The organism is Metapseudomonas boanensis (assembly GCF_042232855.1).
Lineage (GTDB): Bacteria > Pseudomonadota > Gammaproteobacteria > Pseudomonadales > Pseudomonadaceae > Metapseudomonas > Metapseudomonas boanensis.
Genome location: NZ_CP113889.1, coordinates 1,957,218 through 1,982,476, shown reverse-complemented (window position 1 = coordinate 1,982,476; position 25,259 = coordinate 1,957,218). Strand labels below are relative to the sequence as shown.

General features: G+C 65.5%; 26 protein-coding genes. 10 read left to right on the top strand and 16 right to left on the bottom strand.

What is annotated here, in order from left to right; all coding sequences use genetic code 11:
* Positions 1 to 214: 214 nt before the first annotated feature.
* From tauA to tauD, 4 genes are all read left to right on the top strand, one after another.
* On the top strand, positions 215 to 1,195 hold the full coding sequence (gene tauA / locus OXH74_RS09085) for a taurine ABC transporter substrate-binding protein (RefSeq protein WP_375740928.1): 981 nt from the start codon (positions 215 to 217) through the stop codon (positions 1,193 to 1,195).
* Between the two features lie 160 nt (positions 1,196 to 1,355).
* A complete protein-coding gene (gene tauB, locus OXH74_RS09080) occupies positions 1,356 to 2,138 on the top strand; it encodes a taurine ABC transporter ATP-binding subunit (protein ID WP_375740927.1) in 783 nt (260 codons plus the stop codon).
* A complete protein-coding gene (gene tauC, locus OXH74_RS09075; RefSeq protein WP_375740926.1) occupies positions 2,135 to 2,968 on the top strand; it encodes a taurine ABC transporter permease TauC in 834 nt (277 codons plus the stop codon). Before tauB ends, tauC begins: the two co-directional genes overlap by 4 nt.
* A gap of 162 nt (positions 2,969 to 3,130) precedes the next feature.
* Positions 3,131 to 3,964: a taurine dioxygenase gene (gene tauD, locus OXH74_RS09070; protein WP_375740925.1), complete on the top strand. Its 834-nt coding sequence runs from the start codon at positions 3,131 to 3,133 to the stop codon at positions 3,962 to 3,964.
* A 176-nt stretch (positions 3,965 to 4,140) separates the two neighbouring features.
* Here tauD and OXH74_RS09065 read toward each other — a convergent pair whose 3' ends face one another.
* From OXH74_RS09065 to OXH74_RS09025, 9 genes are all read right to left on the bottom strand, one after another.
* Complete coding sequence (locus tag OXH74_RS09065) at positions 4,141 to 4,437, bottom strand: DUF971 domain-containing protein (RefSeq protein WP_375740924.1); 297 nt, start codon at positions 4,435 to 4,437, stop codon at positions 4,141 to 4,143.
* The gene (locus tag OXH74_RS09060) at positions 4,437 to 5,402 is read right to left on the bottom strand and encodes a HEAT repeat domain-containing protein (RefSeq protein ID WP_375740923.1); all 966 of its coding nucleotides are present in this window, start codon (positions 5,400 to 5,402) and stop codon (positions 4,437 to 4,439) included. The genes OXH74_RS09065 and OXH74_RS09060 overlap by 1 nt, the downstream gene beginning before the upstream one ends.
* Positions 5,399 to 6,253: an ABC transporter ATP-binding protein gene (locus tag OXH74_RS09055; protein ID WP_375740922.1), complete on the bottom strand. Its 855-nt coding sequence runs from the start codon at positions 6,251 to 6,253 to the stop codon at positions 5,399 to 5,401. The genes OXH74_RS09060 and OXH74_RS09055 overlap by 4 nt, the downstream gene beginning before the upstream one ends.
* On the bottom strand, positions 6,253 to 7,032 hold the full coding sequence (locus OXH74_RS09050; protein WP_375740921.1) for an ABC transporter permease: 780 nt from the start codon (positions 7,030 to 7,032) through the stop codon (positions 6,253 to 6,255). Before OXH74_RS09050 ends, OXH74_RS09055 begins: the two co-directional genes overlap by 1 nt.
* Before the next feature lie 95 nt (positions 7,033 to 7,127).
* Positions 7,128 to 8,537 carry an ABC transporter substrate-binding protein gene (locus OXH74_RS09045; RefSeq protein WP_375740920.1) on the bottom strand — a complete coding sequence of 470 codons (1,410 nt, stop codon included), beginning with the start codon at positions 8,535 to 8,537 and terminating at the stop codon, positions 7,128 to 7,130.
* Positions 8,538 to 8,762: 225 nt separating this feature from the next.
* Positions 8,763 to 9,008: a ferredoxin family protein gene (locus tag OXH74_RS09040; RefSeq protein ID WP_280290944.1), complete on the bottom strand. Its 246-nt coding sequence runs from the start codon at positions 9,006 to 9,008 to the stop codon at positions 8,763 to 8,765.
* A 100-nt stretch (positions 9,009 to 9,108) separates the two neighbouring features.
* Positions 9,109 to 10,836 (bottom strand): fumarate reductase/succinate dehydrogenase flavoprotein subunit, encoded by a 1,728-nt coding sequence (locus OXH74_RS09035; protein ID WP_375740919.1) that lies wholly within the window; start codon positions 10,834 to 10,836, stop codon positions 9,109 to 9,111.
* On the bottom strand, positions 10,833 to 11,582 hold the full coding sequence (locus OXH74_RS09030) for a GntR family transcriptional regulator (protein ID WP_375740918.1): 750 nt from the start codon (positions 11,580 to 11,582) through the stop codon (positions 10,833 to 10,835). Before OXH74_RS09030 ends, OXH74_RS09035 begins: the two co-directional genes overlap by 4 nt.
* Before the next feature lie 429 nt (positions 11,583 to 12,011).
* The gene (locus OXH74_RS09025) at positions 12,012 to 12,794 is read right to left on the bottom strand and encodes a MetQ/NlpA family ABC transporter substrate-binding protein (protein ID WP_375740917.1); all 783 of its coding nucleotides are present in this window, start codon (positions 12,792 to 12,794) and stop codon (positions 12,012 to 12,014) included.
* Between the two features lie 284 nt (positions 12,795 to 13,078).
* Between OXH74_RS09025 and OXH74_RS09020 the strand changes: the two genes are divergently transcribed.
* From OXH74_RS09020 to OXH74_RS09000, 5 genes are all read left to right on the top strand, one after another.
* Positions 13,079 to 14,080: a D-cysteine desulfhydrase gene (locus OXH74_RS09020; protein ID WP_375740916.1), complete on the top strand. Its 1,002-nt coding sequence runs from the start codon at positions 13,079 to 13,081 to the stop codon at positions 14,078 to 14,080.
* 115 nt (positions 14,081 to 14,195) lie between these two features.
* Positions 14,196 to 14,993 carry a cystine ABC transporter substrate-binding protein gene (gene tcyJ / locus OXH74_RS09015; protein WP_375740915.1) on the top strand — a complete coding sequence of 266 codons (798 nt, stop codon included), beginning with the start codon at positions 14,196 to 14,198 and terminating at the stop codon, positions 14,991 to 14,993.
* Complete coding sequence (tcyL, locus tag OXH74_RS09010; RefSeq protein ID WP_215377154.1) at positions 14,990 to 15,658, top strand: cystine ABC transporter permease; 669 nt, start codon at positions 14,990 to 14,992, stop codon at positions 15,656 to 15,658. Before tcyJ ends, tcyL begins: the two co-directional genes overlap by 4 nt.
* Complete coding sequence (gene tcyN / locus OXH74_RS09005; protein WP_375740914.1) at positions 15,658 to 16,404, top strand: L-cystine ABC transporter ATP-binding protein TcyN; 747 nt, start codon at positions 15,658 to 15,660, stop codon at positions 16,402 to 16,404. The genes tcyL and tcyN overlap by 1 nt, the downstream gene beginning before the upstream one ends.
* 331 nt (positions 16,405 to 16,735) lie before the next feature.
* Positions 16,736 to 17,926 carry an MFS transporter gene (locus tag OXH74_RS09000; protein WP_375740913.1) on the top strand — a complete coding sequence of 397 codons (1,191 nt, stop codon included), beginning with the start codon at positions 16,736 to 16,738 and terminating at the stop codon, positions 17,924 to 17,926.
* A gap of 72 nt (positions 17,927 to 17,998) precedes the next feature.
* Here OXH74_RS09000 and OXH74_RS08995 read toward each other — a convergent pair whose 3' ends face one another.
* Both OXH74_RS08995 and OXH74_RS08990 read right to left on the bottom strand, forming a co-directional pair.
* Positions 17,999 to 18,928 carry a sigma 54-interacting transcriptional regulator gene (locus tag OXH74_RS08995; protein ID WP_375740912.1) on the bottom strand — a complete coding sequence of 310 codons (930 nt, stop codon included), beginning with the start codon at positions 18,926 to 18,928 and terminating at the stop codon, positions 17,999 to 18,001.
* A 65-nt stretch (positions 18,929 to 18,993) separates the two neighbouring features.
* Entirely contained in the window at positions 18,994 to 19,575 is a 582-nt protein-coding gene (locus OXH74_RS08990) for an RBBP9/YdeN family alpha/beta hydrolase (protein ID WP_375740911.1), read from the bottom strand.
* A gap of 231 nt (positions 19,576 to 19,806) precedes the next feature.
* Here OXH74_RS08990 and OXH74_RS08985 point away from each other — a divergent pair, with 231 nt between their 5' ends.
* Positions 19,807 to 20,724: a LysR substrate-binding domain-containing protein gene (locus tag OXH74_RS08985; protein ID WP_375740910.1), complete on the top strand. Its 918-nt coding sequence runs from the start codon at positions 19,807 to 19,809 to the stop codon at positions 20,722 to 20,724.
* Positions 20,725 to 20,968: 244 nt separating this feature from the next.
* Here OXH74_RS08985 and OXH74_RS08980 read toward each other — a convergent pair whose 3' ends face one another.
* From OXH74_RS08980 to OXH74_RS08960, 5 genes are all read right to left on the bottom strand, one after another.
* Complete coding sequence (locus OXH74_RS08980; RefSeq protein WP_375740909.1) at positions 20,969 to 22,387, bottom strand: sodium:proton antiporter; 1,419 nt, start codon at positions 22,385 to 22,387, stop codon at positions 20,969 to 20,971.
* An 83-nt stretch (positions 22,388 to 22,470) separates the two neighbouring features.
* On the bottom strand, positions 22,471 to 23,235 hold the full coding sequence (gene madM / locus OXH74_RS08975; protein ID WP_375740908.1) for a malonate transporter subunit MadM: 765 nt from the start codon (positions 23,233 to 23,235) through the stop codon (positions 22,471 to 22,473).
* A 5-nt stretch (positions 23,236 to 23,240) separates the two neighbouring features.
* A complete protein-coding gene (madL, locus tag OXH74_RS08970; protein ID WP_215377136.1) occupies positions 23,241 to 23,642 on the bottom strand; it encodes a malonate transporter subunit MadL in 402 nt (133 codons plus the stop codon).
* Positions 23,643 to 23,703: 61 nt separating this feature from the next.
* Positions 23,704 to 24,624, bottom strand: coding sequence for a malonate decarboxylase subunit epsilon (mdcH, locus tag OXH74_RS08965; protein WP_215377134.1), 921 nt, complete (start codon positions 24,622 to 24,624; stop codon positions 23,704 to 23,706).
* Entirely contained in the window at positions 24,621 to 25,241 is a 621-nt protein-coding gene (locus OXH74_RS08960; RefSeq protein WP_375740907.1) for a malonate decarboxylase holo-ACP synthase, read from the bottom strand. Before OXH74_RS08960 ends, mdcH begins: the two co-directional genes overlap by 4 nt.
* Between the last annotated feature and the right edge of the window lie 18 nt (positions 25,242 to 25,259).

Here is a 25,259-nt window from a genome sequence, read left to right as displayed (position 1 = left end):
GAATTATTTTTCAGATGTAAATAACTATATGGAATAAAAGATTCCAGCCCTCGACCTTTCGCGATCTCTAAGCTCATTCCAAAAAATTATTTATTCGCTGTTTTTTAGATCATCTAAATTCTGCTCACCGGACCACCGGACACCCCGATCGCAGCATCCCCCTGTCCCGTGGCCCGGCCTCCAAGACCGGCCCAAGCCCGTTGAGGAGCCCCCCATGATCCCGTCCCTGTTCCCCCGTCGCCTGCTGGCGGCACTGACCCTTGGCAGCCTGGCCCTGAGCGCCCAGGCCGCGGACTTCACCGTCGCCTACCAGACCACCGTCGACCCGGCCAAGGTGGCCCAGGCCGATGGCTCTTACGAGAAGGCGAGCAAATCCGAGATCGACTGGCGCAAGTTCGACAGCGGCGCCGACGTCATCACCGCCGTTGCCTCCGGCGACGTGCAGATCGGCTATGTCGGCTCCAGCCCCCTGGCGGCGGCCGCTACCCGCCAGTTGCCGATCCAGACCTTCCTCATCGCCACCCAGATCGGCGACGCCGAAGCCCTGGTGGCGCGCAACGGCGCTGGCATCGCCAAGCCCGAGGACCTGATCGGCAAGAAGATCGCCGTGCCCTTCGTTTCCACCGGCCACTACAGCCTGCTGGCGGCCCTCAAGCACTGGCAGATCGACCCCACCAAAGTGACCATCCTCAACCTCGCGCCACCGGCCATCATCGCCGCGTGGCAGCGCGGCGACATCGATGCCACCTACGTCTGGGACCCGGCCCTGGGCGTGGCCAAGTCCAACGGCAAGGTGCTGATCAGTTCCGCCGAACTGGGCAAGCTGGGCGCGCCCACCTTCGACGCCTGGATCGTGCGCAAGGACTTCGCCGAGAAGCACCCGGAAGTCGTCCGTGCCTTCGCCAAGGTGACCCTCGACGCCTACGCCGACTACCGCAAGGACCCGAAAGCCTGGCTGGCCGACAAGGGCAACATCGACAAGCTGGTGAAGCTCTCCGGCGCCAAGGCCGAGGACATCCCGCTGCTGCTGCAGGGCAACGTCTTCCCGCTGGCGGCCGACCAGGCCACCGCCCTGGGCTCCCCCACCACCCAGGCGCTCACCGAGACCGCTTCCTTCCTGAAGGAACAGGGCAAGGTCGACGCCGTGCTGCCCGACTACGCGCCCTACGTCAGCGCCCAATACGTCACCAACTGATCCAGCACGCAACCGATCCAGCGAGCTAGAGCGGGGCTAGGCGAAAACGACCGAGGACGCGGAGCTTACGTCTGTAAGTGAGCAGTCCAAGGTCGTTTTCAACAACGCCCCGCCGACGCGCAGCGGATCGTGAGCCGCTGTCTATCAAGAGCATTCGAAAATGGCCTTACTCAAGCTGGAGCGCATCAGCGCACAGTACCCCGGCACGGTCGAGCCGGTACTGACCGACATTTCCCTCGACCTGGGGCCCGGCGAACTGCTGGTGGCCCTGGGCCCTTCCGGCAGTGGCAAGACCACGCTGCTCAACCTTATCGCTGGCTTCGTCAGCCCCAGCGCCGGGCGCATCAGCCTCGACGGCGTGCCTGTCAGCGGCCCTGGAGCCGAGCGCGGCGTGGTGTTCCAGGACGACGCCCTGCTGCCCTGGCAGGACGTGCTGGGCAACGTCGCCTTCGGCCTGGAACTGGCCGGCGTACCCCGTACCGAACGCGAGGCGCGGGCCCGCGACATGCTCGCTCTGGTGGACCTGGCGGGCTTCGACCAACGCCGCATCTGGGAGCTTTCCGGCGGACAGAAACAACGCGTCGGCATCGCCCGCGCGCTGGCCGCCGCCCCACGGGTGCTGCTGATGGACGAGCCCTTCGGCGCCCTCGACGCCTTCACCCGCGAGCAGATGCAGGAACTGCTGTTGCAGGTCTGGCGTCGCGCCGCCAAACCGGTGTTCCTGATCACCCACGACATCGAGGAAGCCGTGTTCCTCGCCACCGAACTCATCCTGCTGTCGCCCAATCCCGGCCGCATCAGCGAGCGCCTTCGCCTGGACTTCGGCCAGCGTTACGCCGCCGGGGAAAGCGCGCGGGCGCTCAAGTCCGACCCGCACTTCATCGAAACCCGCGAGCACGTGCTCGCCCAGGTCTTCGCCGAACGCCAGAGGAGAAGCGCATGAGCAGCCTCGAACTGCCGCTGGCCAGCAAGGCCAACCCGACCGTGAAAGCGCGCCAGCGTCGACCGCTGAGCACCCTGTCCATCAGCCTGCTGACCCTTGGCGGCCTGCTGCTGGCTTGGTGGGCGGTGACCACCGCCGGCCTGATCGAACCGCTGTTCCTGCCCAGCCCGCAGGCCATCGCCCGCAAGGGCTGGGTGCTGCTGACCCAGGGCTACATGGACGCCAGCCTCTGGCAGCACCTGGGCGCCAGCCTCGGGCGTATCGGCGTGGCCCTGCTGGCAGCGGTGCTGACCGCCGTTCCGCTGGGCCTCGCCATCGGCCGCAACCGCATCGCCCGAGGCATTTTCGATCCGCTGATCGAGTTCTACCGGCCCATTCCGCCACTGGCCTACCTGCCCCTGATCGTCATCTGGTGCGGCATCGGCGAGCTGTCCAAGGTGCTGCTGATCTTCCTCGCGATCTTCGCGCCCATCGCCATTGCCACCGCCACCGGCGTGCGCACCGTCGACCCGGCTCGGTTGCGCGCAGCGCAGTCCCTGGGCGCCACCCCGGCGCAGCTGATCCGCCATGTGATCCTGCCCAGCGCCCTGCCGGACATCCTCACCGGCGTGCGCATCGGCCTGGGCGTCGGCTGGTCCACCCTGGTGGCCGCCGAACTGGTGGCGGCCACGCGCGGCCTGGGCTTCATGGTGCAGTCGGCGGCGCAGTTCCTGGTCACCGACGTGGTGATCCTCGGCATCCTCGTCATCGCCCTGATCGCCTTCGCCCTCGAACTCGGTCTGCGCGCCCTGCAACGCAAGCTCGTGCCCTGGCACGGGCAGAGCCACTGATCCACGCATGACCCCCTCTCCCCCTGGGGCGAATAGGCGCGCGTTTGGAAGCATCGCTTCCGGCGTCTATGAGCGACTGAACGCGAAGCGATCAGGCCGGGGCGCAGAGCGGGGCCGGGGTGAGGGGAATCCCCGCTCCACGCTTTCTGGAGATTCACTGCCATGACCCTGCACATCACCCCGCTCTCCCCCGCCCTCGGCGCCGTCGTCGAAGGGCTCGAGCTCAACCGTCCCCTCGACACCGCGCAGCGCGAAGCGGTGGAACGCGCCCTGCTCGACCACCAGGTGCTGTTCTTCCGCGACCAGCCGCTGAACCCGCAACAGCAGGCCGCCTTCGCCCGCAACTTCGGCGACCTGCATATCCATCCGATCTACCCGAACATCCCCGAGCAACCGGAAGTGCTGGTACTGGACACCGCCGTCACCGACGTGCGCGACAATGCCCTGTGGCACACCGACGTGACCTTCCTGGAAACCCCGGCATTGGGTGCGGTGCTGGCAGCCAAGCAACTCCCGCCCTATGGCGGCGACACACTCTGGGCCAGCAGCAGCGCGGCCTACGACGCCCTGTCGAAACCGATTCAATCGTTGCTGGAAGGCCTCACCGCCACCCACGACCTCAGCCGCTCCTTCCCCGAAGAACGCTTCAGCCTTACGCCCGAAGAACACGAGCGCCTGGAAGACGCCAAGCGCAGGCACCCGCCCCGTAGCCACCCGGTGGTGCGCGCCCACCCGGTCACCGGGCGCAAGGGGCTGTTCGTCAACGAAGGTTTCACCACCCGCATCAACGAGCTCTCGGCAGCGGAAAGCGACGCGCTGCTGCGCTTCCTGTTCGCCCACGCCACCCGCCCGGAATTCACCATCCGCTGGCGCTGGCAGGCCAACGACGTGGCCTTCTGGGACAACCGCATCACCCAGCATTTCGCCGTGGATGACTACCGCCCGCAGCGCCGCGTGATGCACCGCGCGACGATTCTGGGGGACAGGCCGTTCTGAACCGCCATAGCCATCTCTCGTAGGATGTGGCGGGCGGCGTTCCGCTGGAGCGAAGCGATACCCATCAGCGCTGGTCGATGGGTATCGCAAGCTCCACCCATCCTACGAGCTCCCCTGTAGGGTACGCCGTGCGCACCGGGAATCCCGCTCGGAGGTTCTGGTGCGCGCAGCGCACCCTACCGGTCTGATCCTGCGCAACCCAACTCCCGCAAATACCCCCAGGGAAATATCCCCCGCTCGTGCCCATCGCTGAACACCAGCTGCACGCCATAACCCTGCAGGGCAATGCGCTCCAGACGCACGCCTTCATCCACAACCGCGATCACCCCGCGCAGCCGCGCCGCCCTGCATTGCGAGCAGGGGCAGGCACCGCGCAGGCGGGCGTGGCTGATCGTCTGGCGTTCGCCATCCGCCCACTCCAGCGTCAGGCAGGTCTGATTACGGAGATTGCGCAGTGCGCTGGGGGCGTCCATCAGGCCGCCCCTTGCAGTTGCGCCAAGGCGATACGCACCGCCTTGCGCACTTCCGGGTCGCCGTCGGCCTCGGCCTGGCGCAGGGCGGGTAGTGCGGCGGCGTCGCCCAACTCACCGAGGGCCAGCGCTGCTTCCTTGCGCAGGTTGGCGATGCCGTGGCCGAGCAGTACGGCCAATTCTCCAAGCGCTTCGCGATAACGCAGGCGACCCAGGGCACGGGCGGCGCGCAGGCGCACCTGCCAGTAATCGTCGGTCAGGGCCTGCACAAGTGCGGGACCGGCGTCTGCCAGGCCGACCTTGCCCAGGGTGGTCGCAGCTTCCTCGCGTACCGGCCAGGCGGTATCACGCAAGGCCGCATACAGCGCGGCCAATACGCTGGCGTCGCGGGCCAGGCCGAGGGCACCCGTGGCGGCGCGGCGGACTTCGGTGTCGGCGTCATCACTGGCCAGTCGCGCCAATTCCGGCAACGCAGAGTCATGCTTCAGCCAGCCCAGGATGCCCACCGCCTCGCGGCGCACCACGGCGTCGACATCTTCCAGCGCCAGCAGAGCCGGGCAGGCGGCTTCCTCCAGACGCAGCTCGCGCAACGCACGCAGGGCGCTACTGCGCACGAAGGCGTTGGCATGGCTCACCCAGGGGAGGATCACGCGCCCGGCCTCCAGTGTCTTCAGCTCGCTGAGGCTCTGGGCAGCGGCCAGGCGCACGGGCTCGGCACCATCGGCCAGGGCGGCGCAGAGTGCCTGCACCACTTCGGGCTCTTCCCAGGCTTCCAGCAGGCGGGCGGCTTCGGCGCGCACCTCGGCCGCCGGGTCCACCACCAGGGCATCGGTGAGCCAGGGCAAGCCTTCGGGGTCTTCCAGGTCGGCCAGTTCGATCAGGGCGATGCGGCGCACGCCAGCGTCATCGGCGGCAAGGCGCGGAAGCAGGTCGAGGATGTCGGGGTTGTCGGTTGTACGGTCAGTCATAGGGCGATTCGCAGTGGCGGGTGGTCGGTAGGCAAGCCCAGCGGGGTCAGCCGTGGCAGCTCGCGGCCTTCTTCATGGCGCAGCAGTTCCAGGCAATGGCGCTTGAGGTGGGTGAAGCCGGGACTGGTGAGCAGGCTGGCGCGGCGCGGACGCGGGAAGTCCAGGCGCAGGTCTTCGATGAAGCGGCCGGGACGCGGACTCATCACCAGGATGCGGTCGGCAAGGAACAGCGCTTCATCGATGTCATGGGTGACGAACACCACGGTGGTGCGCATGCGCGTCCAGATATCCAGCAGCAGTTCCTGCATGCGCGAGCGGGTCTGTGCGTCGAGGGCGCCGAAGGGCTCGTCCATCAGTAACAGGCGCGGGCGGTTGATCAGCACGCGGGCGATTTCGGCGCGCTGCTGCATGCCGCCGGACAACTGACTCGGCCAGCGGCCGGCGAATTCCTCCAGGCCCACCAGGTGCAGGAACTCGGCGGCCTGGCGGCGGCGTTCGGACCTGCCCAGGCCCTGCATCTTCAGACCGAAGGCGACGTTATCCAGCACGCTGCGCCAGGGCAGCAAGGTGTGGTGCTGGAACACCATGCCCCGTTCGGGCGAAGGCCCCGCCACCGGTTGGCCATCCACGTCCAGGCGGCCGGCGCTGGGTTTGAGGTGGCCGGCAAGCGCGCCAAGCAGCGTGGACTTGCCGCAGCCCGAAGGGCCGAGGATGCAGACGAATTCCCCCGGTGCGATGGCGAAGTCCAGGAACTGCACCGCCTCGAAGGCGTCGCGGCCCTGGCCCAGGCGGATGGAGATGCCACGGGCCTCGATGCGGCCGGGTTCCACGGCTTGCTCGAAGGCGCTCATCAGGCAGCCCTCCGCGCGTGGTACCAGGGCGTGGCCACGGCGCCGAGGCGTTTCACCAGGCCGCTGCTGCCCATGCCGAGCAGGCCGATCAGCAGCATGCCGACGACTATGTCGGGGTAGTTCTGCACCACGTAGGACTCCCAGGTGTAGTAACCGATGCCGAATTGGCCGGAGATCATTTCGGCGGTGACCAGGCAGAACCAGGAGGTGCCCATGCCGATGGCGAGCCCCGTGACGATGCTCGGCGTCGCGCCCGGCAGGATCACCTCGCGCAGGATCGCCAGGCGCCCGGCGCCGAGGCTGCGGGCCGAGGCGATCAGGCGCGGGTCGACGCCTTCGACGCCGTGCACGGTGTTGAGCAGGATGGGGAACAGTGCGCCGGTGAAGGTGATGAACACCATGGACAGCTCGGACGAGGGGAACATCAGGATGGCCAGGGGAATCCAGGCCACCGCGGGAATCGGCCGTAGCACTTCGAGTGGTGGCAGCAGGCTGTCCTCGGCCCATTTCGAACGGCCGATGGCCAGCCCCAGCAACACGCCCAGCAGGGCGGCGGCGAGGTAGCCGGCGAAGACCCGCGCCAGGCTGCTGGCGAGGTGCGGCAGGAGCTTGCTGGAGTGCGCCAACTGCCAGGCGGCGTCGAGCACGGCAGCGGGCGTGGGCACATAGGTGAAGGTGAACAGGCCCAGGTCCAGCCGCGCAGTGGCAGCCAGCTGCCAGAACAGCAGGCAGGCGGCCAGCGAGGCGAGGCGCAGGGGCCAGCGGTACAGGTTCGTCATGGATGACTTCCTCGGTCTACCGTAGGGTGCGCTGCGCGCACCGGAGACGCCGCAGCGGGGCCTCGGTGCGCACGGCGCACCCTACGTGTTCGCAATCAGCGGCTGGCGACGGCCTGCGCCTGATTGGCACTGACGAAATCCAGCGCAGTGCCGCCGTTCTGCTGGGCGTATTGCTCGGCCTGCTCCTTGAGCAGGAAGGCAGAGAGCTCGCCCTTGTCGCCCCGCACATACCAGGCCTGGTTGGCGAGCAGCTTGATCCCGCTGTCGGCGGCCTGGGCGTAGATGGCGCGGATGTCCTTGCCGTCCTTCTCCAGTTGGGCCAATGCGGTCAGTGCGGCTTCCGGCGAGGCGTAGTGACGGACCTTGTCCTCGCCGCGCACCCAGATCTGCGCCAGGCGCTTGAAGTCGGTGATCGGCTTGCCGGTCAGCGCGTCGTTGGCCTTGAGCGGCAGCGGGGCGTAGTTCTTCAGCGCCTTGTCGTAGTCCTGACCGGACGCCTTGAAGGCGGCGCGGATGTACTGGTCGTCGATGAACTGCGCGGTGTCCAGGCCGCGGTCGGTTTTCTTCAGCAGCTTGAGGGTGTCGATGGAGGTGGCCACGGCCTTGCGGTACTCGGGCTTCCAGGTGAGGTCGCGGGTCTGCAGGCCGAGGGGGCCGTGGAACAGGAAGTTCACCTCGGCCTCGATGCCGGTGACCTTCTCGATCAGCTCGCTGTATTTCTCGGGCGACTCGGCGAACAGGCGGTCGGCTTCCAGGCTGGCGCGCAGGTAGGCAGTGACGATCTCCGGATACTTCTTCGCATAGGCCGCATCCACCAGGGCACCGTGGAAGGTCGGCGACTTGGCCTGGGAGCCGTCGTAGATCTTCCGTGCGAAGCCACGGCTGGGGAACAGCTCGGCGAAGGGCACGAAGTCGGCGTGGGCCTCGATACGGTTGCTGCGCAGGGCGGAGCCGGCGATCTCCGGCGGCTGGGCGATGATGCGCACGTCCTTCTCCGGGTCCCAGCCCTGGGCGGCGACAGCGCGCAGCAGCATGCCGTGGGCGGTGGAGGCGAAGGGCACGGAGATGGTCTTGCCCTTGAGCTCGGCCAGGGACTGCACGCTGGACGACGCCGGCACCACGATGCCGTTGCCGCTGCCCTGGGTGCTGCCCGACAGCACGCTGATGAACAGGCTGCGCTTGCCGGCGTCGAGGTGGGCGACGCCGTTGAAGGAGCCGGGGAAGTCGGCCATGGCGCCGAAGTCCAGCTTGCCGGCGACCATTTCGTTGGTCAGCGGTGCGCCGCTGGTGAAGTTCTTCCACTCCACCTGGTAGTCGGCGTCCTTGTACTTGCCGTCATGGGGCAGGTACTTGTCCAGCAGGCCCAGCTCGCGAATGAGCAGGCCGCCGGTGGCGCAGTTGATGGTGGTGTCCTGGGTGCCGATGGCGATGCGGATGGTCTCGGCGGAGGCGGACAGACTGGAGACGGCCAGCGCGAGGCCGGCGACGGTTGCACGAAGGCGCATGGGTAATTCCCCTCGAATCATGAGTGTTGGAATCGTCTCCGCCACATGGCTGGGTGGTGGGAAACGAGGGGCTTTCAGGTGAGGCGTCCGGGGGTGGGCCGGATGGCTGTTTGCTTTCTGATGTCTGGCTTTGGTGGGTATCGCTTCGCTCCACTCATCCTACGGCCTGACTTCGGAGCGCTTTTGTAGGGTGGGTGGAGCGGAGCGATACCCACGCGGAACCGGTCAGCGCAGCAGGTAAGGAATCTCCACCTTCACCGCGCCGGTCGGGCAGTCCTTCTCGCAGGGCATGCAGTACCAGCATTCGTCGAAGGCCATATAGGCCTTCTGCGTGGCCGGGTTGATGGCCAGCAGGTCCATGGGGCAGACCTCGACGCAAACGGTGCAGCCCTTGTGGGCGATGCACTTGTCTTCGTCGATGGTCACCGGCGCACTGCTGCGGAAGAAGATTTCCTGGGGCTGATGGGCCATTTCACGATTTCCTGGGAGCCTGGGGCTCTCGTTATGGGGCTGGCGAGGAGCGCGTTGCGCTCCGTGTTGGGTTTCGCTCCGCTCTACCCAACCTCCGCGTTCACGCGGCGGCTTCGGTCTTCACCCGCAGGCGGTCGTAGGCCTGCTGCTCTTCCGCATCCAGCGGAATCAGGTAAGGCTCCACCGCTTTCTTGAAGCTGGTCATGCGGCCGTCCTCACCCTTCTTCAGGTGGCAGTGGAAGAACCACTCGGCGTCGTTGCGCTCGGGGAAGTCCACCCGGTGGTGGTACAAGCCCCAGCGGCTTTCGGCGCGGTACAGCGAGGCGCGGGCGGCCATTTCGGCGCAGTCGCGGATCACCGCCACCTCCATCGCACGCATCAGCTCGTGGGGGTTGCTGGCCTTCATCTGCGCCAGGTCCCGCTCGATCTCGGCGAAGCGCGCAAGGCCGATCTCCATCTTCTTCGTCACCTTGGGCGGTTGCAGGTAGTCGTTGACAATGCGCCGCAGCTTGTACTCCACCTGGGCCGGCGGCAGGCCGTGCTCGCGTTGCAGCGGCGCGAAGACCCGCGCCCGCTCGCGCGCCACCTGGTCGGCGTCGATCTCGGCGAAGTCACGCCCGGCGATGTAATCCGCCGCGTTGACCCCGGCGAACCAGCCGTAGGTGAAGGCGCCGAGCATGTAGTTGTGTGGCACGGCGGCCATGTCGCCCGCCGCGTACAGGCCTTTCACGCTGGTCTCGGCCTTCTCGTTGACCCACACGCCCGAGGCCGAATGGCCGGAGCAGAAGCCGATCTCGGAGATGTGCATCTCCACCATCTGCTGGCGGTAGTCGGTGCCACGGTTGGCGTGGAACTGGCCACGGCTGGGGCGCTCGTTGCTGTGCAGGATGTCCTCGATGGTCTGGATGGTCTCCTCGGCCAGGTGGTCCAGCTTGAGGAACACCGGGCCGTTGCCGCCCTCCAGCTCCTGGTGGAATTCCCACATCATCTGGCCGCTCCAGTAGTCGCACTCGATGAAGCGCTCACCCTTGCTGTTCGCGGTGTAGCCGCCCAGGGGGCCGGTGACGTAGGCGCAGGCCGGGCCGTTGTAGTCCTTGATCAGCGGGTTGATCTGGAAGCACTCCAGGTTCGCCAGCTCCGCCCCGGCGTGGAACGCCATGGCGTAGCCGTCACCCGCGTTGGTGGGGTTTTCGTACGTGCCCATCAGGTAGCCCGACGACGGCAGGCCGAGGCGCCCTGCGGCACCACAAGCCAGGATCACAGCCTTGGCGCGGATCACCTGGAATTCGCCTGTGCGGCAGTCGAAACCCATCACCCCCGAGACGGCACCTTCGCTGTCCAGCAGCAGACGGGTGCAGACCACGCGGTTGCTGATCTCCACCCGCGCACGCTTGAGCTGGCGGTAGAGCACCTTCTTGATGTCGTGCCCCTCGGGCATCGGCAGCACGTAGGCGCCCATGTGGTGAACCTTCTTCACCGCGTAGTCACCGGTCTCGTCCTTCTCGAACTTCACGCCCCAGCGGTCGAGCTGCTGGATGGTCTCGAAACTGTGGGTGGCGTAGGCGTAAACGGTGGCCTGGTTGACGATGCCGTCGTTGGCGATGGTGATTTCCTTGGTGTACTGCTCGGGCGTGGCGTGGCCGGGAATGATGGCGTTGTTCAGGCCGTCCATGCCCATGCTGATGGCGCCGCTGCGCTTCACATTGGCCTTGTCCAGCAGCAGCACACGCAGCTCGCGGTTCTTTTCCTTGGCCTTGATAGCGGCCATCGGGCCGGCGGTGCCGCCGCCGATGACGACGATGTCGTAGTCCTGATGCTGGGTGCTCATGCCTGGGGTCCCTTATGGCGGTCGATGCGCAGGCGGTACTGGAAGGCATCGCCGCGGTAGTAGAGGTGTTCGAAGTCCAGCGGCGTGCCGTCGGCGGCGTGGGTCAGGCGCTCGATGCGCATGATCGGCGCGCCCTCCTCCACCTCCAGCGCCTGGGTCAGGTCGCCGTCGGCCAGCACCGCGTCGATGGCAAGGTCGGCGTGGCCGAGGGGAATGCCACAGTCGTTCTCGAGGATCAGGAAGATGTCGCGGGTGGCGAGGTCGGCCTTTTCCAACTTCTCGCCCACCGCCTTGGGCAACCAGGTGATTTCGAGCGACACCGGCTCGCGGTTGATCAGGCGCACGCGGCGGATTTCGGTCACCGGGCTGCCTTCCTCCACTTGCAGGCGCGCCGCCACCAGCGGACTGGCGGGCACGTGCTTGAAGCTGCGCAGGCGGTTGAGCACCTCGTAGCCCATCTGGGTCATGGACTCGGCCAGGCCCTGCAGGGTGGTGACGTTCTGGAAGGCCTTGGGCTTGGCAACGAAGGTGCCCTTGCCGTGGATCTTGAAGATCAGCCCTTCCTTCTGCAGGTCACCCAGCGCCTGGCGCACGGTGATGCGGCTGACGCCAAACGCCTTGCCCAACTCGCTTTCCGAGGGCATGCGGCTGTGGGGCGGGTAGGTGCCGTCGAGAATGCGCCCGCGCAGCAGCTCCTTGAGCTGGCTGTAGAGCGGCATCGGGGAAAGGGGGAGCAATTCGGCCATGGTGTCCTTCGCTTGAATTCCTGACTTGTTATAACAAGTTGTGGCGAGAGAATAGCGAGCATAAGAACTGCGATGGAAATACCTTTATCGAATAAGGATATGGCTGCCCAGGAAAAGGGCCGATGCGTTTCCTGTGGGGGCGAATTCATTCGCTATGCAGGTCGCAGACCTGCCTTTCAGCTGCCAAAGGGGACCGCTGCGCGGTCCTTAGCGAATGAATTCGCCCCCACAAGGAATCGTCCTGGCAAGTGCCGCAGAAAAAAGAACGCCGACGATAGTCCAGCCTCGTCGGCGTGAGGAGAGGTGCAGGGCATACCTACACCACCGTGGCTAGCAGGTGCAGGCTGTTGAAAAACTACTGCGCTCGGCCAGACGTCGTTGAAATCAGCCTGGTCATCGCTCGCTACGTTTTTCCAACTGCCTGCAAGATCAGAACGCCGGCACGACTGCGCCGGAGTACTTCTGCTCGATAAAGGTTTTCACTTCCGGGCTGGTCAGCGCAGCGGAGAGTTTCTTGATGGCGTCGCTGTCCTTGTTGTCCGGACGGGCCACCAGGTAGTTCACGTAGGGCGAGGTGCGGTCTTCCAGCACCAGGGCGTCCTTGGACGGGTTCAGCTTGGCTTCCAGCGCGTAGTTGGTGTTGATCAGGGCCAGGTCGACCTGGTCCAGCACGCGCGGCAGCAGGGCCGCTTCCAGTTCCTTGAACTTGAAGTTGTGCGGGTTCTCGGCGATGTCCTTGGGGGTGGCCAGGGCGTTCTTCGGGTCCTTCAGCTTGAGCAGGCCAGACTTCTGCAGCAGGAGCAGGGCGCGGCCACTGTTGCTGCCTTCGTTGGGGATGGCGATGGTGGCGCCGTCCGGCAGCTCCTTCAGGGATTTGTACTTGCTGGAGTAGCCGCCGAAGGGCTCGACGTGAACGCCCTGGACGATCACCAGGTGGGTGCCCTTGCCACTGTTGAAGTTGTCCAGGTAAGGCTTGGTCTGGAAGTAGTTGGCGTCCAGGTGTTTCTGGTCCACCTGCAGGTTGGGCTGCACGTAGTCAGTGAAAACCTTCACCTCCAGGTCCACTCCCTGCTTGGCCAGCTGGGGTTTGACCAGCTCGAGGATTTCCGCGTGGGGCACGGGAGTGGCGGCCACGGTGAGCTTCTCGCCGGCATGGGCGAAAGTCACCGAGAGGGCAGTGGCCAAGGCGGTCAACAGCAAGGTCTTCTTCATGATGGTCCTTTCGATTCTGTGGCCCCGGCTGGATCATCAGCCGCGAGCGGGTCTCCGAGTTCCTGGCCTGGGTGAGCCGGGTTGAGAGCGACACTACGGTGATTTTTTATAACCACAAAATACTGTTTTATTATTTTTATATTCCATTTTATATATAAAGTTTGAGCGCCTGATAACGCTCACACCCTGGCCGTACGGTACTTTCATGTCGCACCTGAGAATTGCCTGCAAGGCCACGGCTCACTAGAGTGGCAGCCTTCGCAATTGCTTGCCGAGCCGCCACCATGCTCAACGCTGCCCTCGCCCGTTTCCCCCGTCTGGAACTGGTCCCCTCGCCCACCCCGCTGGAGAAGCTGGAGCGGCTGTCGCAAAAGCTGGGCCGTGCGATCTACGTCAAACGCGATGACATCACCCCCTTCGCCCTCGGCGGCAACAAGGTGCGCAAGCTCGAGTTCCTTGCCGCCGACGCCCTGGCCGCGGGTGCCGATACCCTGGTCACCGCCGGCGCCATCCAGTCCAATCACGTACGCCAGACGGCCGCCCTTGCCGCACGCCTGGGCCTGTCCTGCGTAGCCCTGCTGGAGAACCCCATAGGCACCCGTGACAGCAACTACCTGAGCAACGGCAACCGCCTGCTGCTCGACCTGTTCGGCACGGAAGTGGAGCTGGTGGCCAACCTGGACAACGCCGATGAGCTGCTGACCGCCACCGGCGAACGCCTTCGTGCCGCCGGCAAGCGCCCCTACCTGGTGCCCATCGGCGGCTCCAATGCCCTCGGCGCACTGGGTTACGTACGCGCCGGCCTGGAGCTGGCCGAGCAGATCAAGGCCAGCGGCGAGACCTTCTCCGCCGTGGTGCTGGCCTCGGGCAGCGCCGGCACCCACGCGGGCCTGGCCTTGGCGCTGGAACATGCGCTGCCGGGTACCCGCGTGGTCGGTGTGACCGTCTCGCGCCCGGACGCCACCCAGCGGCCGAAGGTGGAAGGTCTGCTGCAACGCACCGCCGACCTGCTCGGCGTGGACGTGCCGGCCAGCCTCAGGGTAGAGCTGTGGGACCAGTATTTCGCTCCGCGCTATGGCGAGCCGAACGCCGGCACCCTGGAAGCTGTGCGACTGGTGGCCAGCCATGAGGGCCTGCTGCTGGACCCGGTGTATACCGGCAAGGCGTTCGCCGGGCTGCTCGATGGCGTGGCCGCAGGCGCGTTCGCGGGAGAGGGTCCGGTGCTGTTCCTGCACACCGGTGGCTCGCCGGCATTGTTCGCCTATCATCCTGCGAGGCCGATCTGACGGATCGGCTTCTTATGCAATTTGAGAAGTAATAGATAATTTTTTATTATTTTATTGCATATAAAGAACTCCCTAGAGTTGCCGCACTTTCAGCCATCTGCCCAGTGAGGTCCCAATGACATTCGCAACCCTGCGTCGCCACTTCATCCTCGGCAGCCTGAGCCTGGTGCTCGGCGCCGGTTTCGTCGGCCACAGCGCCGCCGCCGACCTGCTGCAGGACATCCAGCAGAAAGGCGCCATCAAGGTCGGCCTCGAAGGCACCTACCCACCCTTCAACTTCCAGGACGAGAACGGCAAGCTGACCGGCTTCGAAGTCGACCTGGCCGAGGCCCTGGCCAAGGAACTAGGCGTGAAGGCCGAGTTCCAGCCGACCAAGTGGGACGGCATTCTCGCGGCCTTGGAATCCAAGCGCCTGGACGTGGTGATCAACCAGGTGACCATCTCCGACGAACGCAAGAAGAAGTACGACTTCTCCACGCCCTACACCGTTTCCGGCATCCAGGCGCTGGTGCGCAAGGGTAACGAGGGTGGCATCAAGACCGCCGCCGACCTGGCCGGCAAGAAGGTCGGCGTCGGCCTGGGTACCAACTACGAACAGTGGCTGAAGGACAACGTCCCGCAGGCCGACATCCGTACCTACGACGACGACCCCACCAAGTTCCAGGACCTCAACGTGGGCCGTATCGACGCCATCCTGGTGGACCGCCTGGCCGCCTTCGAGATGGTCGAGAAGACCGGCGGTCGCCTGGCCGTGACCGGCGAACCGTTCTCCCGCCAGGAAGCCGGCATCGCCCTGCGCAAGGGCAATCCGGAACTGCTGGCCGCCCTCGACAAGGCCCTGGCCAAGCTGAAGGCCGACGGCACCCTGAAGAAGCTCTCCGAGAAATGGTTCAAGGCTGACGTGACCCAATGATCGAAACCAGCCTGCAACTTGCGCTGGACTCCGCGCCCTTCCTGTTGAAGGGCGCGGTCTTTACGGTGGTACTGAGCCTGGGCGGCATGTTCTTCGGCCTGCTGCTCGGCTTCGTTCTGGCGTTGATGCGCCTCTACGGCTTCACTGCACTGCGGTGGCTGTCGCGCATCTACGTGTCGTTCTTCCGCGGAACGCCGTTGCTGGTCCAACTGTTCATGATCTATTACGGCCTGCCGCAACTGGGCATCCAGCTCGAACCGCTGCCCGCCGCGCTGATCGGCTTCTCGCTGAACATGGCCGCCTACACCTCGGAAATCCTTCGCGCTGCCATCGCTTCGATCGACCGGGGCCAGTGGGAAGCCGCCGCCAGCATCGGCATGAGCCGCACCCAGACGCTGTATCGCGCCATCCTCCCTCAGGCCGCGCGCACCGCTCTGCCGCCGCTCGGCAACAGTTTCATCTCGCTGGTCAAGGACACCGCCCTGGCCGCCACCATCCAGGTGCCGGAACTGTTCCGCCAGGCGCAGCTGATCACCGCGCGCACCTTCGAGATCTTCACCATGTACCTGGCCGCCGCGCTGATCTACTGGGTGCTGGCCACCGTGCTGTCGCACTTCCAGGGTCGCCTCGAGGCGCGGGTCAACCAGCATGAGCAGGACAGCTGATGATCACCGTCCGTAACCTCACCAAATCCTTCAAGGGCCAGGCCGTGCTCAAGGGCATCGACCTGGATATCGCTCCTGGCGAAGTGGTCGCCATCATCGGCCCCAGCGGCTCGGGCAAGACCACCCTGCTGCGCTGCCTCAACCTGCTGGAAGAGCCCAGCGGTGGCCGCATCCAGGTCGGCCAGATCGAGATCGATGCCAGCCAGCCGCTCAAGCATCAGCAAGGCCTGATCCGCAAACTGCGCCAGCACGTCGGCTTCGTGTTCCAGAACTTCAACCTCTTCCCCCATCGCACTGCGCTGGAGAACGTCATCGAAGGCCCGGTGGTGGTAAAAAAGGAACCCCGCGAGCGCGCTACCGAACGGGCCCGCGCGCTGCTGGCCAAGGTCGGCCTGGCGGGTAAGGAAGATGCCTATCCCAAGCGCCTTTCCGGCGGCCAGCAACAACGCGTGGCCATCGCCCGCGCGCTGGCCATGGAACCTGATGTGATCCTCTTCGACGAGCCCACCTCGGCACTGGACCCGGAGCTGGTAGGCGAAGTGCTCGCCACCATCCGCGGCCTGGCCGAAGAGAATCGCACCATGGTCATCGTCACCCACGAAATGAGCTTCGCCCGCGACGTGGCCAACCGTGCGATTTTCATCGACAAGGGCGTGATCGTCGAACAGGGCGATGCCAAGGCGCTGTTCAGAGCGCCGAAGGAAGAGCGTACGCGGCAGTTCCTGAGCAAGTTCCTGGGTAACTGATTCTCGCCTTGCAGGCTCCTGCTGCTCTTTGTGGGGGCTCATTCATTGGCTCTGTCCCAGTTAAGTGTTGTCACTGGCTGGCTCCCTTGCAGGAGCCAGCTTGCTGGCGAACGGGCGCATTTCGCGAGCAAGAACTCGGCGTCCCCCTCGCTCCTACAGGGCTCTCAGCCCGACCGTTGATGGCTAGCAACAGCTAACGCCGACAGAGCCAATGAATTCGCACTCACAACGGTGCCTATCCCCACTGGCGGCCCACTCGGCAAGCCTCATGCAAGGAAATGGGCGTAAAATCCGCGCCCCTCGCGATATACCCCGGCTCCGGAACGCCCCAATGAATTCAAGCACCCTCCTCTCCCTGCCCTTGCTGGCGCTGGCACTCGGCGGTTTTGTCGTCGGCAGCAGCGAATTCATCATCATGGGCCTCTTGCCCGAAGTGGCGGCCGACCTGCACGTCAGCCTGGCCGACGCTGGCCTGCTGGTCAGCGCCTACGCCATGGGCGTGGTCATCGGTGCACCGCTGCTGGGCCCGCTGCTTGGCCGCCTGCCCCGGCGCAAGGCGCTCCTCTGGCTGATGGGCGCCTACGCCCTGGGCAACCTCGGCTGCGCCCTGGCGCCGGACTACAACTGGCTGCTGGCCATGCGCACGCTCACCGCCTTCAGCCATGCCGGCTTCTTCGGCTGCGCGACCCTGCTCGCTGCCGAACTGGCGCCGCCGCATCGCCGCGCTTCGGCCATGGCACTGGTGCTGAGCGGCCTGACCATCGCCAACGTCCTCGGCGTACCGGCGGGCGCCTGGCTAGGCCAGGCCACCAGCTGGCGTGTGACCTTCATGGTGGTGGCCGGCCTGGGCTTCCTGACATTGGTCGCCCAGTTCCTCTGGTTGCCTGCTGCAGCGACGCCACTGCGCAGCGCCAGCGGCGCCTGGGACGGCATCCTCCGCCGCCCGGTGCTACATGCGCTGTTCGTCTGCAGTCTGTCGTCGGTGGCGCTGTTCGGCGTGTTCACCTACATCAGCCCGCTGCTGCGCGATGTCTCGGGCTTCACACCCGAGCACAGCAACGGTGCGCTGCTGCTATTCGGCATCGGCCTCACCATCGGCAACCTGCTGGGCGGACGCTTGGCTGACCGGGGCTTCCGCCATGCCCTGCCGCTGGCTTTCGGCACCAGCGCCTTGTGCCTGCTGGGGATGTTCGCCTTCTCCCAATTGCCGGTGCTGGCCCTGGCCTGCCTGTTCGTCTGGGGCGTGGCCAGCTTCGCCATCTCCTCGCCACTGCAACTGCTGCTGGTGGAGCAGGCCGGCGAATCGGCCAGCCTCGCCGCCACCCTCAGCCACGCGGCGTTCAACCTGGGCAACGCCAGCGGCGCCTTCGTCGGCGGCCTCTGGCTGAGCACCGGCCTGGGCCTTCACAACCTACCGCTGATGGGCGTTGGCGTGCTGGCGCTGACCATCCTGGTGTGCCTGCCACTGCCACGCCTGCGTTCCGTGAAGGACCACCTGAAGGCGACTGGGCAGCTGCACTAGGCCCAGCGCAACTATCTTTGTAGGCGCGAGCTTGCTCGCGAAATTGCCGACCATTCGCGAGCAAGCTCGCGCCTACAGCGGGTCGTCCGCCAGCAGCTCGGTGAAAAGCGCGTGCAATTGCTCGCGTCCGGCATCATCGGCGGACAGGCGGCGCAGCTGCTGGGCAAGTTGTGCGTAGCCCGGCGCGGGCGGCAGGTTGAGGTGCTGCGGCAGCACCTCGTCGCCCTGGCTGACCAGCAAGGCGAAGTGGATGCTGTTCTCCAGCTCGCGGGTATTGCCTGGCCAGGCGTAGGCCTCCAGCACCGCTTGCGCATCAGGGCTGATCAGCGGCAATGGCAGGTCCAGCCGCTGCGCGTAGATACCGAGGAAGTACTCGGCCAGCGGCAGGATGTCGGCTGGGCGGTCACGCAGTGGTGGCAACTCGACGCGTCCCTCATCCAGGTACTGGAACAACCGCGCATTGAACTTACCGGCCTCCACGGCCTGGGCCAGATCGATACTGGTGGCGGCCACCAGACGCACGTCGACCGGCGTTGGCTGCTGGGCACCGACGCGCGTCACCTCGCGATTCTCCAGCGCGGCCAGCAGGTTGACCTGCAAGGGCAGCGGCAGGTCACCGATTTCGTCCAGGTACAGGGTTCCGCCATTAGCGGAGCCGAACCAACCGGCGCGGCTGCTGACAGAGCCGCTATAGGCGCCGGCCGCATGCCCGAACAACTCGGCTTCGGCAAAGTTCTTGCTGATCGCGCTGCAGCTCACCGCCACGAACAATCCGGACCGATCGCTGCCGCGGTGAATCTGCCGTGCCAGCAGTTCCTTGCCGGTGCCGGTTTCACCCTCCACCAGCACCGGCAGGGAGCGGGGTGCAAGCTGCTCGATTTCCTCGCGCAAGCGGCGCGAACGCGGATCGACGAAGACCAGGGCCCGCGCACGAATGCTCAGCGGGCTGCGGTCGGCGTCGGCGAAGGTCAGCAACGGCTGACGTGTGCTTTCCTGGCTCAAGGCAAATCTCCCGCCGGGGCCGCGTTGTGGATAACCGGCCCGGGCGATCTGGCGAATGGGATGGATCAGGCGCGACGACGGGCCTGCTGCTCGATGCGCGCCTGCAAGCGATAGAGGTAGGCGAAGCCCTGTTCCCAGCGGTGGTGCCCGGACTTCACGTTGATGTGTCCGGCGCCGGTAAGGATGGCCGCTTCGGCACTCCAATCACGTGCCATGTCCATGACGCGCACTGGCGAGGCGGCGTGATCGTTGTCCGAGCCCACCAGCAGGCTGGGGAACGGCAGCGGCTCACGCGGGATTGGCGCGAAGCCAGTGAGCGGTTCGGGGCAGCCAGGGCGCTCGACATCCGCGGGCGCCACCAGCAGCGCACCACGCACACGGCGCAGCACATCCGGGTCGGACTGCGTCGCCCAATGGGCCACGGTCACGCAGCCCAGACTATGGGCGACCAGGATAACCGGCGTACGCTCGGCGTCGATGGCGCGCTCCAGCGCCGCGACCCAGGCGGTGCGGTTCGGATTGTCCCAATCGGCCTGCTCGACCCGGCTGGCATTCGGCAAACTGCGTTGCCAGTGACTCTGCCAGTGGTCATCTGGCGACCCCTGCCATCCCGGCAGGATCAGGTAGCGAATGGCTTGGCTGCGCATGGCAAGCCCTCCTGGCTGAATGTTCAATGGGTGGCAGTCTAGGCGGCCCGTATATGCCTGTTAAGGAATAAGAAATTATTTATTTATTCCATTTTTGTTTATTCGTAAAAGGTCCCATTCGGATAAGCCAGGCAGCCCTGTAGGATGGCTCGAGCATCGCGATAGCCATTAACCACGAGCGGCGGGCATCGCTGCACTCGACCCATCCTACGGACGTGCCAGAGCCGGGCCATGCAGATTGATGAAGAACTGACCCTGAAGAAGCTGGAGACCTTCCTCGCCTTCATGCGCAGTGGGAATCTCTCCCGCGCAGCGGCGGACCTGAATACCAGCAATGTCAGCGTGCACCGCGCCATCCACTCGCTGGAAAGCGCGCTGCGCTGCCCGCTGTTCAAGCACGAAGGGCGCAACCTGACGCCGCTGGAAAGCGCCTATGTGCTGGAAGAAAAGGCCCAGAAGCTGATCCAGGACGCCGTCGAGATGGTCCGGGTGACGCGCGAAGCGGCCGGCTTCTCCGCCGAGCGCTTCAAGCTCGGCGCGCTCTATTCGCTGACGGTGAAAACCGTGCCGCAGTTGGTGATGGGCCTGAAGCTGAGGCGCAGCGAGCTGAACATCGACCTGACCCTGGGCTCCAACGTCGACCTGCTCTACCGCCTGAAGAACATGGAACTGGACGCCATCCTGGTGTCGCTGGACGACAGCGTCAGCGACCCGGACTGCGAGCAGTTGCCGCTGTTCTCCGACGATATCTTCCTCGCCGTGCCCACCGATTCGCCCTTCGCCAACCAGAACGAGGTGGACCTGGCGGATCTCGCCGACTCCACGTTCATCACCCTCACCCAGGGCTTCGCCACTCACCGCGACGGCGCGCGAGTGTTCGAGCAAGCGGGTTTCGAGCCGAAGGTGGCGATGCAGGTTAACGACATCTTCACCCTGCTCAGCATGGTCAGCTCCGGCGTCGGCTATGCCCTGCTACCGGGGCGCATCGCCGCGGTGTACGAGAACCGCGTAAAGCTGATTCGCCTGCAAGCCCGCTACCGCCTGCAGCAGCACATCGGCGTCGTGTTCCTTAAAGCCAAAGAACGCGACCCCAACCTGTTGGCGCTGCTCGCCGAGTGCCGGATGTATAGCCTGCGCAACGCAGGTTGAGCGCAGGAACCTTCAAGGGGCGAATTCATTGGCTATGTCTGCGTTAGCTGTTACCAGCAATCAATGGGCGGGCTGAGAGCCTTATAGGAGCGGGGGGAGGCCGGGTTCTTGGCCCCTTTCGCGAGCAAGCTCGTTCCTACAAGGAATGCCGCCACTTGCAACACTGAACGCCGATAGAGCCAACTCATGCGCCAACCGGAACGCCAGGTCCAGTGCGAGACTCCGACCGGGTCGCTGTGCGCCTCTAGAACAGCAGCCAGTCCAGCAACGCCATCGCCGGCAACATCACCCCGCATGACCAGAGCATGTAGCCGAAGAAGCTCGGCATTCGCACCCCACGCTGCTCGGCGATGGACTTGACCATGAAGTTCGGCGCATTGCCGACATAGGTGAGCGAGCCCATGAACACCGAGCCCACGGAAATCGCCAGGAGAGTGCTCGGCATCTCGTGCATCAATATCTGGGCGTCCCCGGCCGCAAGGTTGAAGAACACCAGATAGGTCGGCGCATTGTCGAGGAAGCTCGACAGCGCCCCGGTCATCCACAGGTAGAGGCTGTCCACCGGCACACCTTGGGCATCGGAGACGCTGGCCAGCAACCAGGCCAGGCGCCCTTCGCTGCCAGCGCGCAGGATGGCGATGGCTGGGGCGATGCAGAGGAAGATGCCAGCGAACAGCCGCGCCACTTCGAGCATCGGCTCCCAGTCGAAGTCATTGCCCGCGCGTACCGGCTTGGGCGTCAGCCGCAACGACAGCAAAGCCAGGCCGATCAGTGCCACGTCTCGCAGCAGGTTCTGCAACTCGACGCGGTAGCCAAGCAACTCGAAGCCGATTCCAGGTTTCCACAGCCCTGACATCAGTACCGCCAGCAGCACCCCGCCCAGCAACAGGAAGTTGAGCTTGCCGTACAGCCGCAATGGCATATCGGGTGTGGGGTCACGGGCGATGAGCTCGCCCTCGCGTCGATAGAGCGCCCGGTCCACGACGTAGAACAACGCCAGTAGCAGCGAGGACATCAGCCCTACCGGCAAGGCCATGTGCCGCAGTGTCCAGAAGAAGTCCACGCCCTTGAGAAAACCGAGGAACAAAGGCGGATCGCCCAACGGCGTCAGGCCACCTCCGACATTGGCCACCAGGAGGATGAAGAAAATCACCACATGGGCGTTGTGCCGTCGGTTGTCGTTAGCGCGCAGCAGCGGGCGGATCAGCAGCATGGCTGAGCCCGTGGTGCCCATCAGCGATGCCAGCAGCGTGCCGATGGCCAGCAATCCGGTGTTAAGGAGCGGTGAGCCATGCAGGTTGCCCCACAGCAGGATTCCGCCGGAAATGGTGTAGAGCGCGAACAGCAGGATGATGAAGGGCAGGTATTCCGCCAACAGCACATGCACACCCAGGTCGAGGGTCGCCTCGGCGCCGAACTGCCAGGTGAATGGCAGCAGGAACAGCAAGGTCCAGCCCAGCGTGAGCTTGCCGTAATGACGGTGCCAGGCGCTGATCGACACCAGCGGCAGCAACGCGATAGTCAGCAGGATACCGACGAACGGCAACGTCCACAGCAGCCCCAGGCGGGCACCGTCGAACTCGGCAGCCGAGGCGATACCGGGCAAGCAGCAGATACACAGTAACAGCCAACCCAGTGGCCGCCACAGGAAGGATGCAGACACGCGCTGACCTCGAACAGTCAACGGTGCGCCCCGGATATCGGGGCGCTTCTTAGGACAGGATAGGAAGGGATTGCGCGGCTGCTTCAGCCGACCAGGCCGCGCATGGCGAAGAACAGCAGGGATGGCCCGAGCAGGCAGCCCAGGGCGGTGTAGAACGCCGCGGTGAGACAGCCGTACGGCACCAGCGCAGGATCAGTAGCCGCCAGGCCACCCGCCACGCCGCTGGAGGTTCCCATCAGGCCACCGAAGATCACCGCCGTGCGCGGGTTGTTCAGGCCCACCAGCGGGGCCACGAAGGGCGTCACCACCATCACCAGGATGGCCTTCACCAGGCCGGCGGCGATGGACAGTGCCATCACCTCGGAACTGGCGCCAATCGCCGCGCCTGTAACCGGGCCGACGATGTAGGTCACTGCGCCGGCACCGATGGTCGTGAGGCTCACCGCATCGGTATAACCGAAGGCCATGGCCACCCCGACACCGGCGATGAACGAGGTGCCAATGCCGACGAACAGTGAGATCACCCCCGACACACCAGCGCGCTTGAGCTCTTCGATATTCACCCCGAAGGCCGTGGCGACGATGGCGAAGTCACGCAGCATCGCGCCGCCGAGCAGGCCAATGCCGGACAGCAGCGGGATGTCCACCAGGCCCTTCTGCCCGCCTGTCATTACCCCGCCGACATAGGACAGCACCAGACCGAGAAAAATGGCGATGGCCGAGCCGTGCAGGCGACCGCGAGTGAGCTTGTCGGAGAGCCAGTAAGACAACCACATGGTCACGCCAATCACGGCGAAGCCGCTGATCAAGCCGTAGCCACTGATCACTTTCATCATCGATTCGTACATGGCGGTCACCGTTGAGCCGGATTCAGGGATTCAGCGGTGGCCGCCGAAGGCTTCTTTTGCCCGAGGCGGTCGAGCACCGGGACCATGGCAAAGCCCAGCACCACGGCGGCGATGCCGGCAAGGATTGCCATGGGCCCGCCGGACAGTGCACCGAGCACGTTCTGCTGCGCCGCCATGGCGACGACGATGGGGATGTAGATGGCGCTCCAGAACTCCACGCCCTGTTCGGACTTGGCGCCCATCAGGCCGCGCTTGTGCAAGTAGCTGCCGACGAATATCAGCAGCAGCATGGCGATACCGACGCCACCGACGTTGGCTGGTACGCCCAGGAGTTTGCCCAGCAGTTCGCCGATGAACAGGCCTGCCAGGGTGCAAAGGGCCAGAAAAGCCACACCGTAGATAATCATTGTTGTTGTCCTCGCATTGGGGTCGAAGTTGCTTGTTCTTGTCCTTCGAAGTGCACGGCGGTCAGCGGGTCCGGCTTACCTCCTGACGCAGCACGGCGTCCAGCGTATCCAGACGGGCGCCCTGGAAGGCAATCACCGTACCTTGTTCGAACACCCGCCGCGCCAGGCCGCTGAGTACGGCGCCGGGCGGTAGTTCGATATGCAACCGGACACCGCGCTCATAGGCAGTGCGCAAGGTGCCATGCCAGTCGATGACGCGACACATGTTGAAAGCGAGATCGTCGCGCAGGCGCTGCGGGTCCACGATGGGCCGCGCACTGCTGCCGCTGAGGTAACGCAGCTGGGGCGCACACAGCTCGACACTGGCAAAGGCTTCGGCAAGCTCGCAGGCCGGCACCTCCAGCAAGGCGCAGTGGGACGGCACGCTGACGGCCAGACGCTTCACTGCACCAGCACCAATAGCCCGCGCACGAGCAGCGACCTTGGCCATGGCCGCGTCGCTACCGGCAATCACCAGCTGGGTGTCGGCGTTGATGTTGGCGAGAAACACCGGGCCTTCAGCTTCCGCAATCAGGTGTTCCACCGTCCCCAGGTCCAGGCCCGTGATCGCGGTCATGCCATAACCCTCGGGGTAAGCCCGCTGCATCAGCTCTCCACGCAGGGCCACAAGGCGCACCGCATCGGCGAAGCCCAGGGAGCCTGAGACCACGGCGGCGGCGTAGGCGCCGATGGACAGCCCGGCCACATAGTCGGGTGCCGGGCAACGTTGCAGCAGCAGCCGCGCACAGGCCACGCCCGCGACCAGCAGGCAGAGTTGCACGGCGCGGGTGGACTGCAACGCCTCGGCGGAGTCCAGCGCCAGCACGTTCTCGCCCAGCACATCGCTGGCTTCCTCCAGGCAGGCGGAGGTTCCGGGTGGCAGCTGGTGGAGCATGCCCGCCTGCTGCGCACCCTGGCCGGGGAAGGCAAACAAGCTGCTCACGCGGCCCGCTCCAGCGCTTGCCAGGGGTCCAGCACCAGGCGCGCGCCTTCAGCGCATTTCAGCAGCACACGGGCCGAGGGGCCGGCCCACTCGCGCAGCGCCACCGCACCGGCCGGGGTTTCCAGTTGCAGGTCGACGCGGCAGGAAGCAGCGGCCAGTGCCGCCAACAGCTCACGGGCCTGCTGGCGGCTGAAGGGGTTGGGCGCGCGCAGCAGCAGGTCGAGGTCGCTGGCGGCGTGCAGCACGGCTATGCCGGTGGCCAGCTGGAAGCCGACGCCGCCAGTGGGGCCCCAGGGTTGGCCGGTTGCGTCCAGCAGGGGCTTGATCTCGGCGAGGGCGCACAGGGCCGGCCAAGTGCCGGTCGCGGGCGGCGTCGTCAGTTGTTCAGGGGTGATCCGGCGCTGGATGGCAGCGAGCGGCATGCAAGTGCCATAGCGCTGGTCGCGGGTGGTCCCACGGATGCCTACCGCTACCTGACCGGGAATGCAGTGAGCACGACGTACCACCACCGGGTGACCACTGGCCATCGCTAGGCGCGCCCAGGCCGGAGCGTCGGCCGGCAACTGGTCTGGGGCGAAGCCCCACAGCAGGTCGTGGGGTTTTGGAGTCTTGTTCATTCGCTGCTCCTTGGTGCT

What these genes read in the sequence shown, in the direction of transcription:
- OXH74_RS08985 (WP_375740910.1), top strand. Translation starts at nt 19,807, where the DNA reads ATGCAGATTGATGAAGAACTGACCCTGAAGAAGCTGGAGACCTTCCTC.
- OXH74_RS09025 (WP_375740917.1), bottom strand. Translation starts at nt 12,794, where the DNA reads ATGAAGAAGACCTTGCTGTTGACCGCCTTGGCCACTGCCCTCTCGGTG.
- OXH74_RS09045 (WP_375740920.1), bottom strand. Translation starts at nt 8,537, where the DNA reads ATGCGCCTTCGTGCAACCGTCGCCGGCCTCGCGCTGGCCGTCTCCAGT.
- OXH74_RS08990 (WP_375740911.1), bottom strand. Translation starts at nt 19,575, where the DNA reads ATGCGCAGCCAAGCCATTCGCTACCTGATCCTGCCGGGATGGCAGGGG.
- OXH74_RS09050 (WP_375740921.1), bottom strand. Translation starts at nt 7,032, where the DNA reads ATGACGAACCTGTACCGCTGGCCCCTGCGCCTCGCCTCGCTGGCCGCC.
- madL (WP_215377136.1), bottom strand. Translation starts at nt 23,642, where the DNA reads ATGATTATCTACGGTGTGGCTTTTCTGGCCCTTTGCACCCTGGCAGGC.
- OXH74_RS09055 (WP_375740922.1), bottom strand. Translation starts at nt 6,253, where the DNA reads ATGAGCGCCTTCGAGCAAGCCGTGGAACCCGGCCGCATCGAGGCCCGT.
- tauD (WP_375740925.1), top strand. Translation starts at nt 3,131, where the DNA reads ATGACCCTGCACATCACCCCGCTCTCCCCCGCCCTCGGCGCCGTCGTC.
- OXH74_RS09040 (WP_280290944.1), bottom strand. Translation starts at nt 9,008, where the DNA reads ATGGCCCATCAGCCCCAGGAAATCTTCTTCCGCAGCAGTGCGCCGGTG.
- OXH74_RS09030 (WP_375740918.1), bottom strand. Translation starts at nt 11,582, where the DNA reads ATGGCCGAATTGCTCCCCCTTTCCCCGATGCCGCTCTACAGCCAGCTC.
- tcyN (WP_375740914.1), top strand. Translation starts at nt 15,658, where the DNA reads ATGATCACCGTCCGTAACCTCACCAAATCCTTCAAGGGCCAGGCCGTG.
- tcyJ (WP_375740915.1), top strand. Translation starts at nt 14,196, where the DNA reads ATGACATTCGCAACCCTGCGTCGCCACTTCATCCTCGGCAGCCTGAGC.
- tcyL (WP_215377154.1), top strand. Translation starts at nt 14,990, where the DNA reads ATGATCGAAACCAGCCTGCAACTTGCGCTGGACTCCGCGCCCTTCCTG.
- tauA (WP_375740928.1), top strand. Translation starts at nt 215, where the DNA reads ATGATCCCGTCCCTGTTCCCCCGTCGCCTGCTGGCGGCACTGACCCTT.
- OXH74_RS09020 (WP_375740916.1), top strand. Translation starts at nt 13,079, where the DNA reads ATGCTCAACGCTGCCCTCGCCCGTTTCCCCCGTCTGGAACTGGTCCCC.
- tauB (WP_375740927.1), top strand. Translation starts at nt 1,356, where the DNA reads ATGGCCTTACTCAAGCTGGAGCGCATCAGCGCACAGTACCCCGGCACG.
- madM (WP_375740908.1), bottom strand. Translation starts at nt 23,235, where the DNA reads ATGTACGAATCGATGATGAAAGTGATCAGTGGCTACGGCTTGATCAGC.
- tauC (WP_375740926.1), top strand. Translation starts at nt 2,135, where the DNA reads ATGAGCAGCCTCGAACTGCCGCTGGCCAGCAAGGCCAACCCGACCGTG.
- OXH74_RS09065 (WP_375740924.1), bottom strand. Translation starts at nt 4,437, where the DNA reads ATGGACGCCCCCAGCGCACTGCGCAATCTCCGTAATCAGACCTGCCTG.
- OXH74_RS09000 (WP_375740913.1), top strand. Translation starts at nt 16,736, where the DNA reads ATGAATTCAAGCACCCTCCTCTCCCTGCCCTTGCTGGCGCTGGCACTC.
- OXH74_RS09035 (WP_375740919.1), bottom strand. Translation starts at nt 10,836, where the DNA reads ATGAGCACCCAGCATCAGGACTACGACATCGTCGTCATCGGCGGCGGC.
- OXH74_RS09060 (WP_375740923.1), bottom strand. Translation starts at nt 5,402, where the DNA reads ATGACTGACCGTACAACCGACAACCCCGACATCCTCGACCTGCTTCCG.
- OXH74_RS08960 (WP_375740907.1), bottom strand. Translation starts at nt 25,241, where the DNA reads ATGAACAAGACTCCAAAACCCCACGACCTGCTGTGGGGCTTCGCCCCA.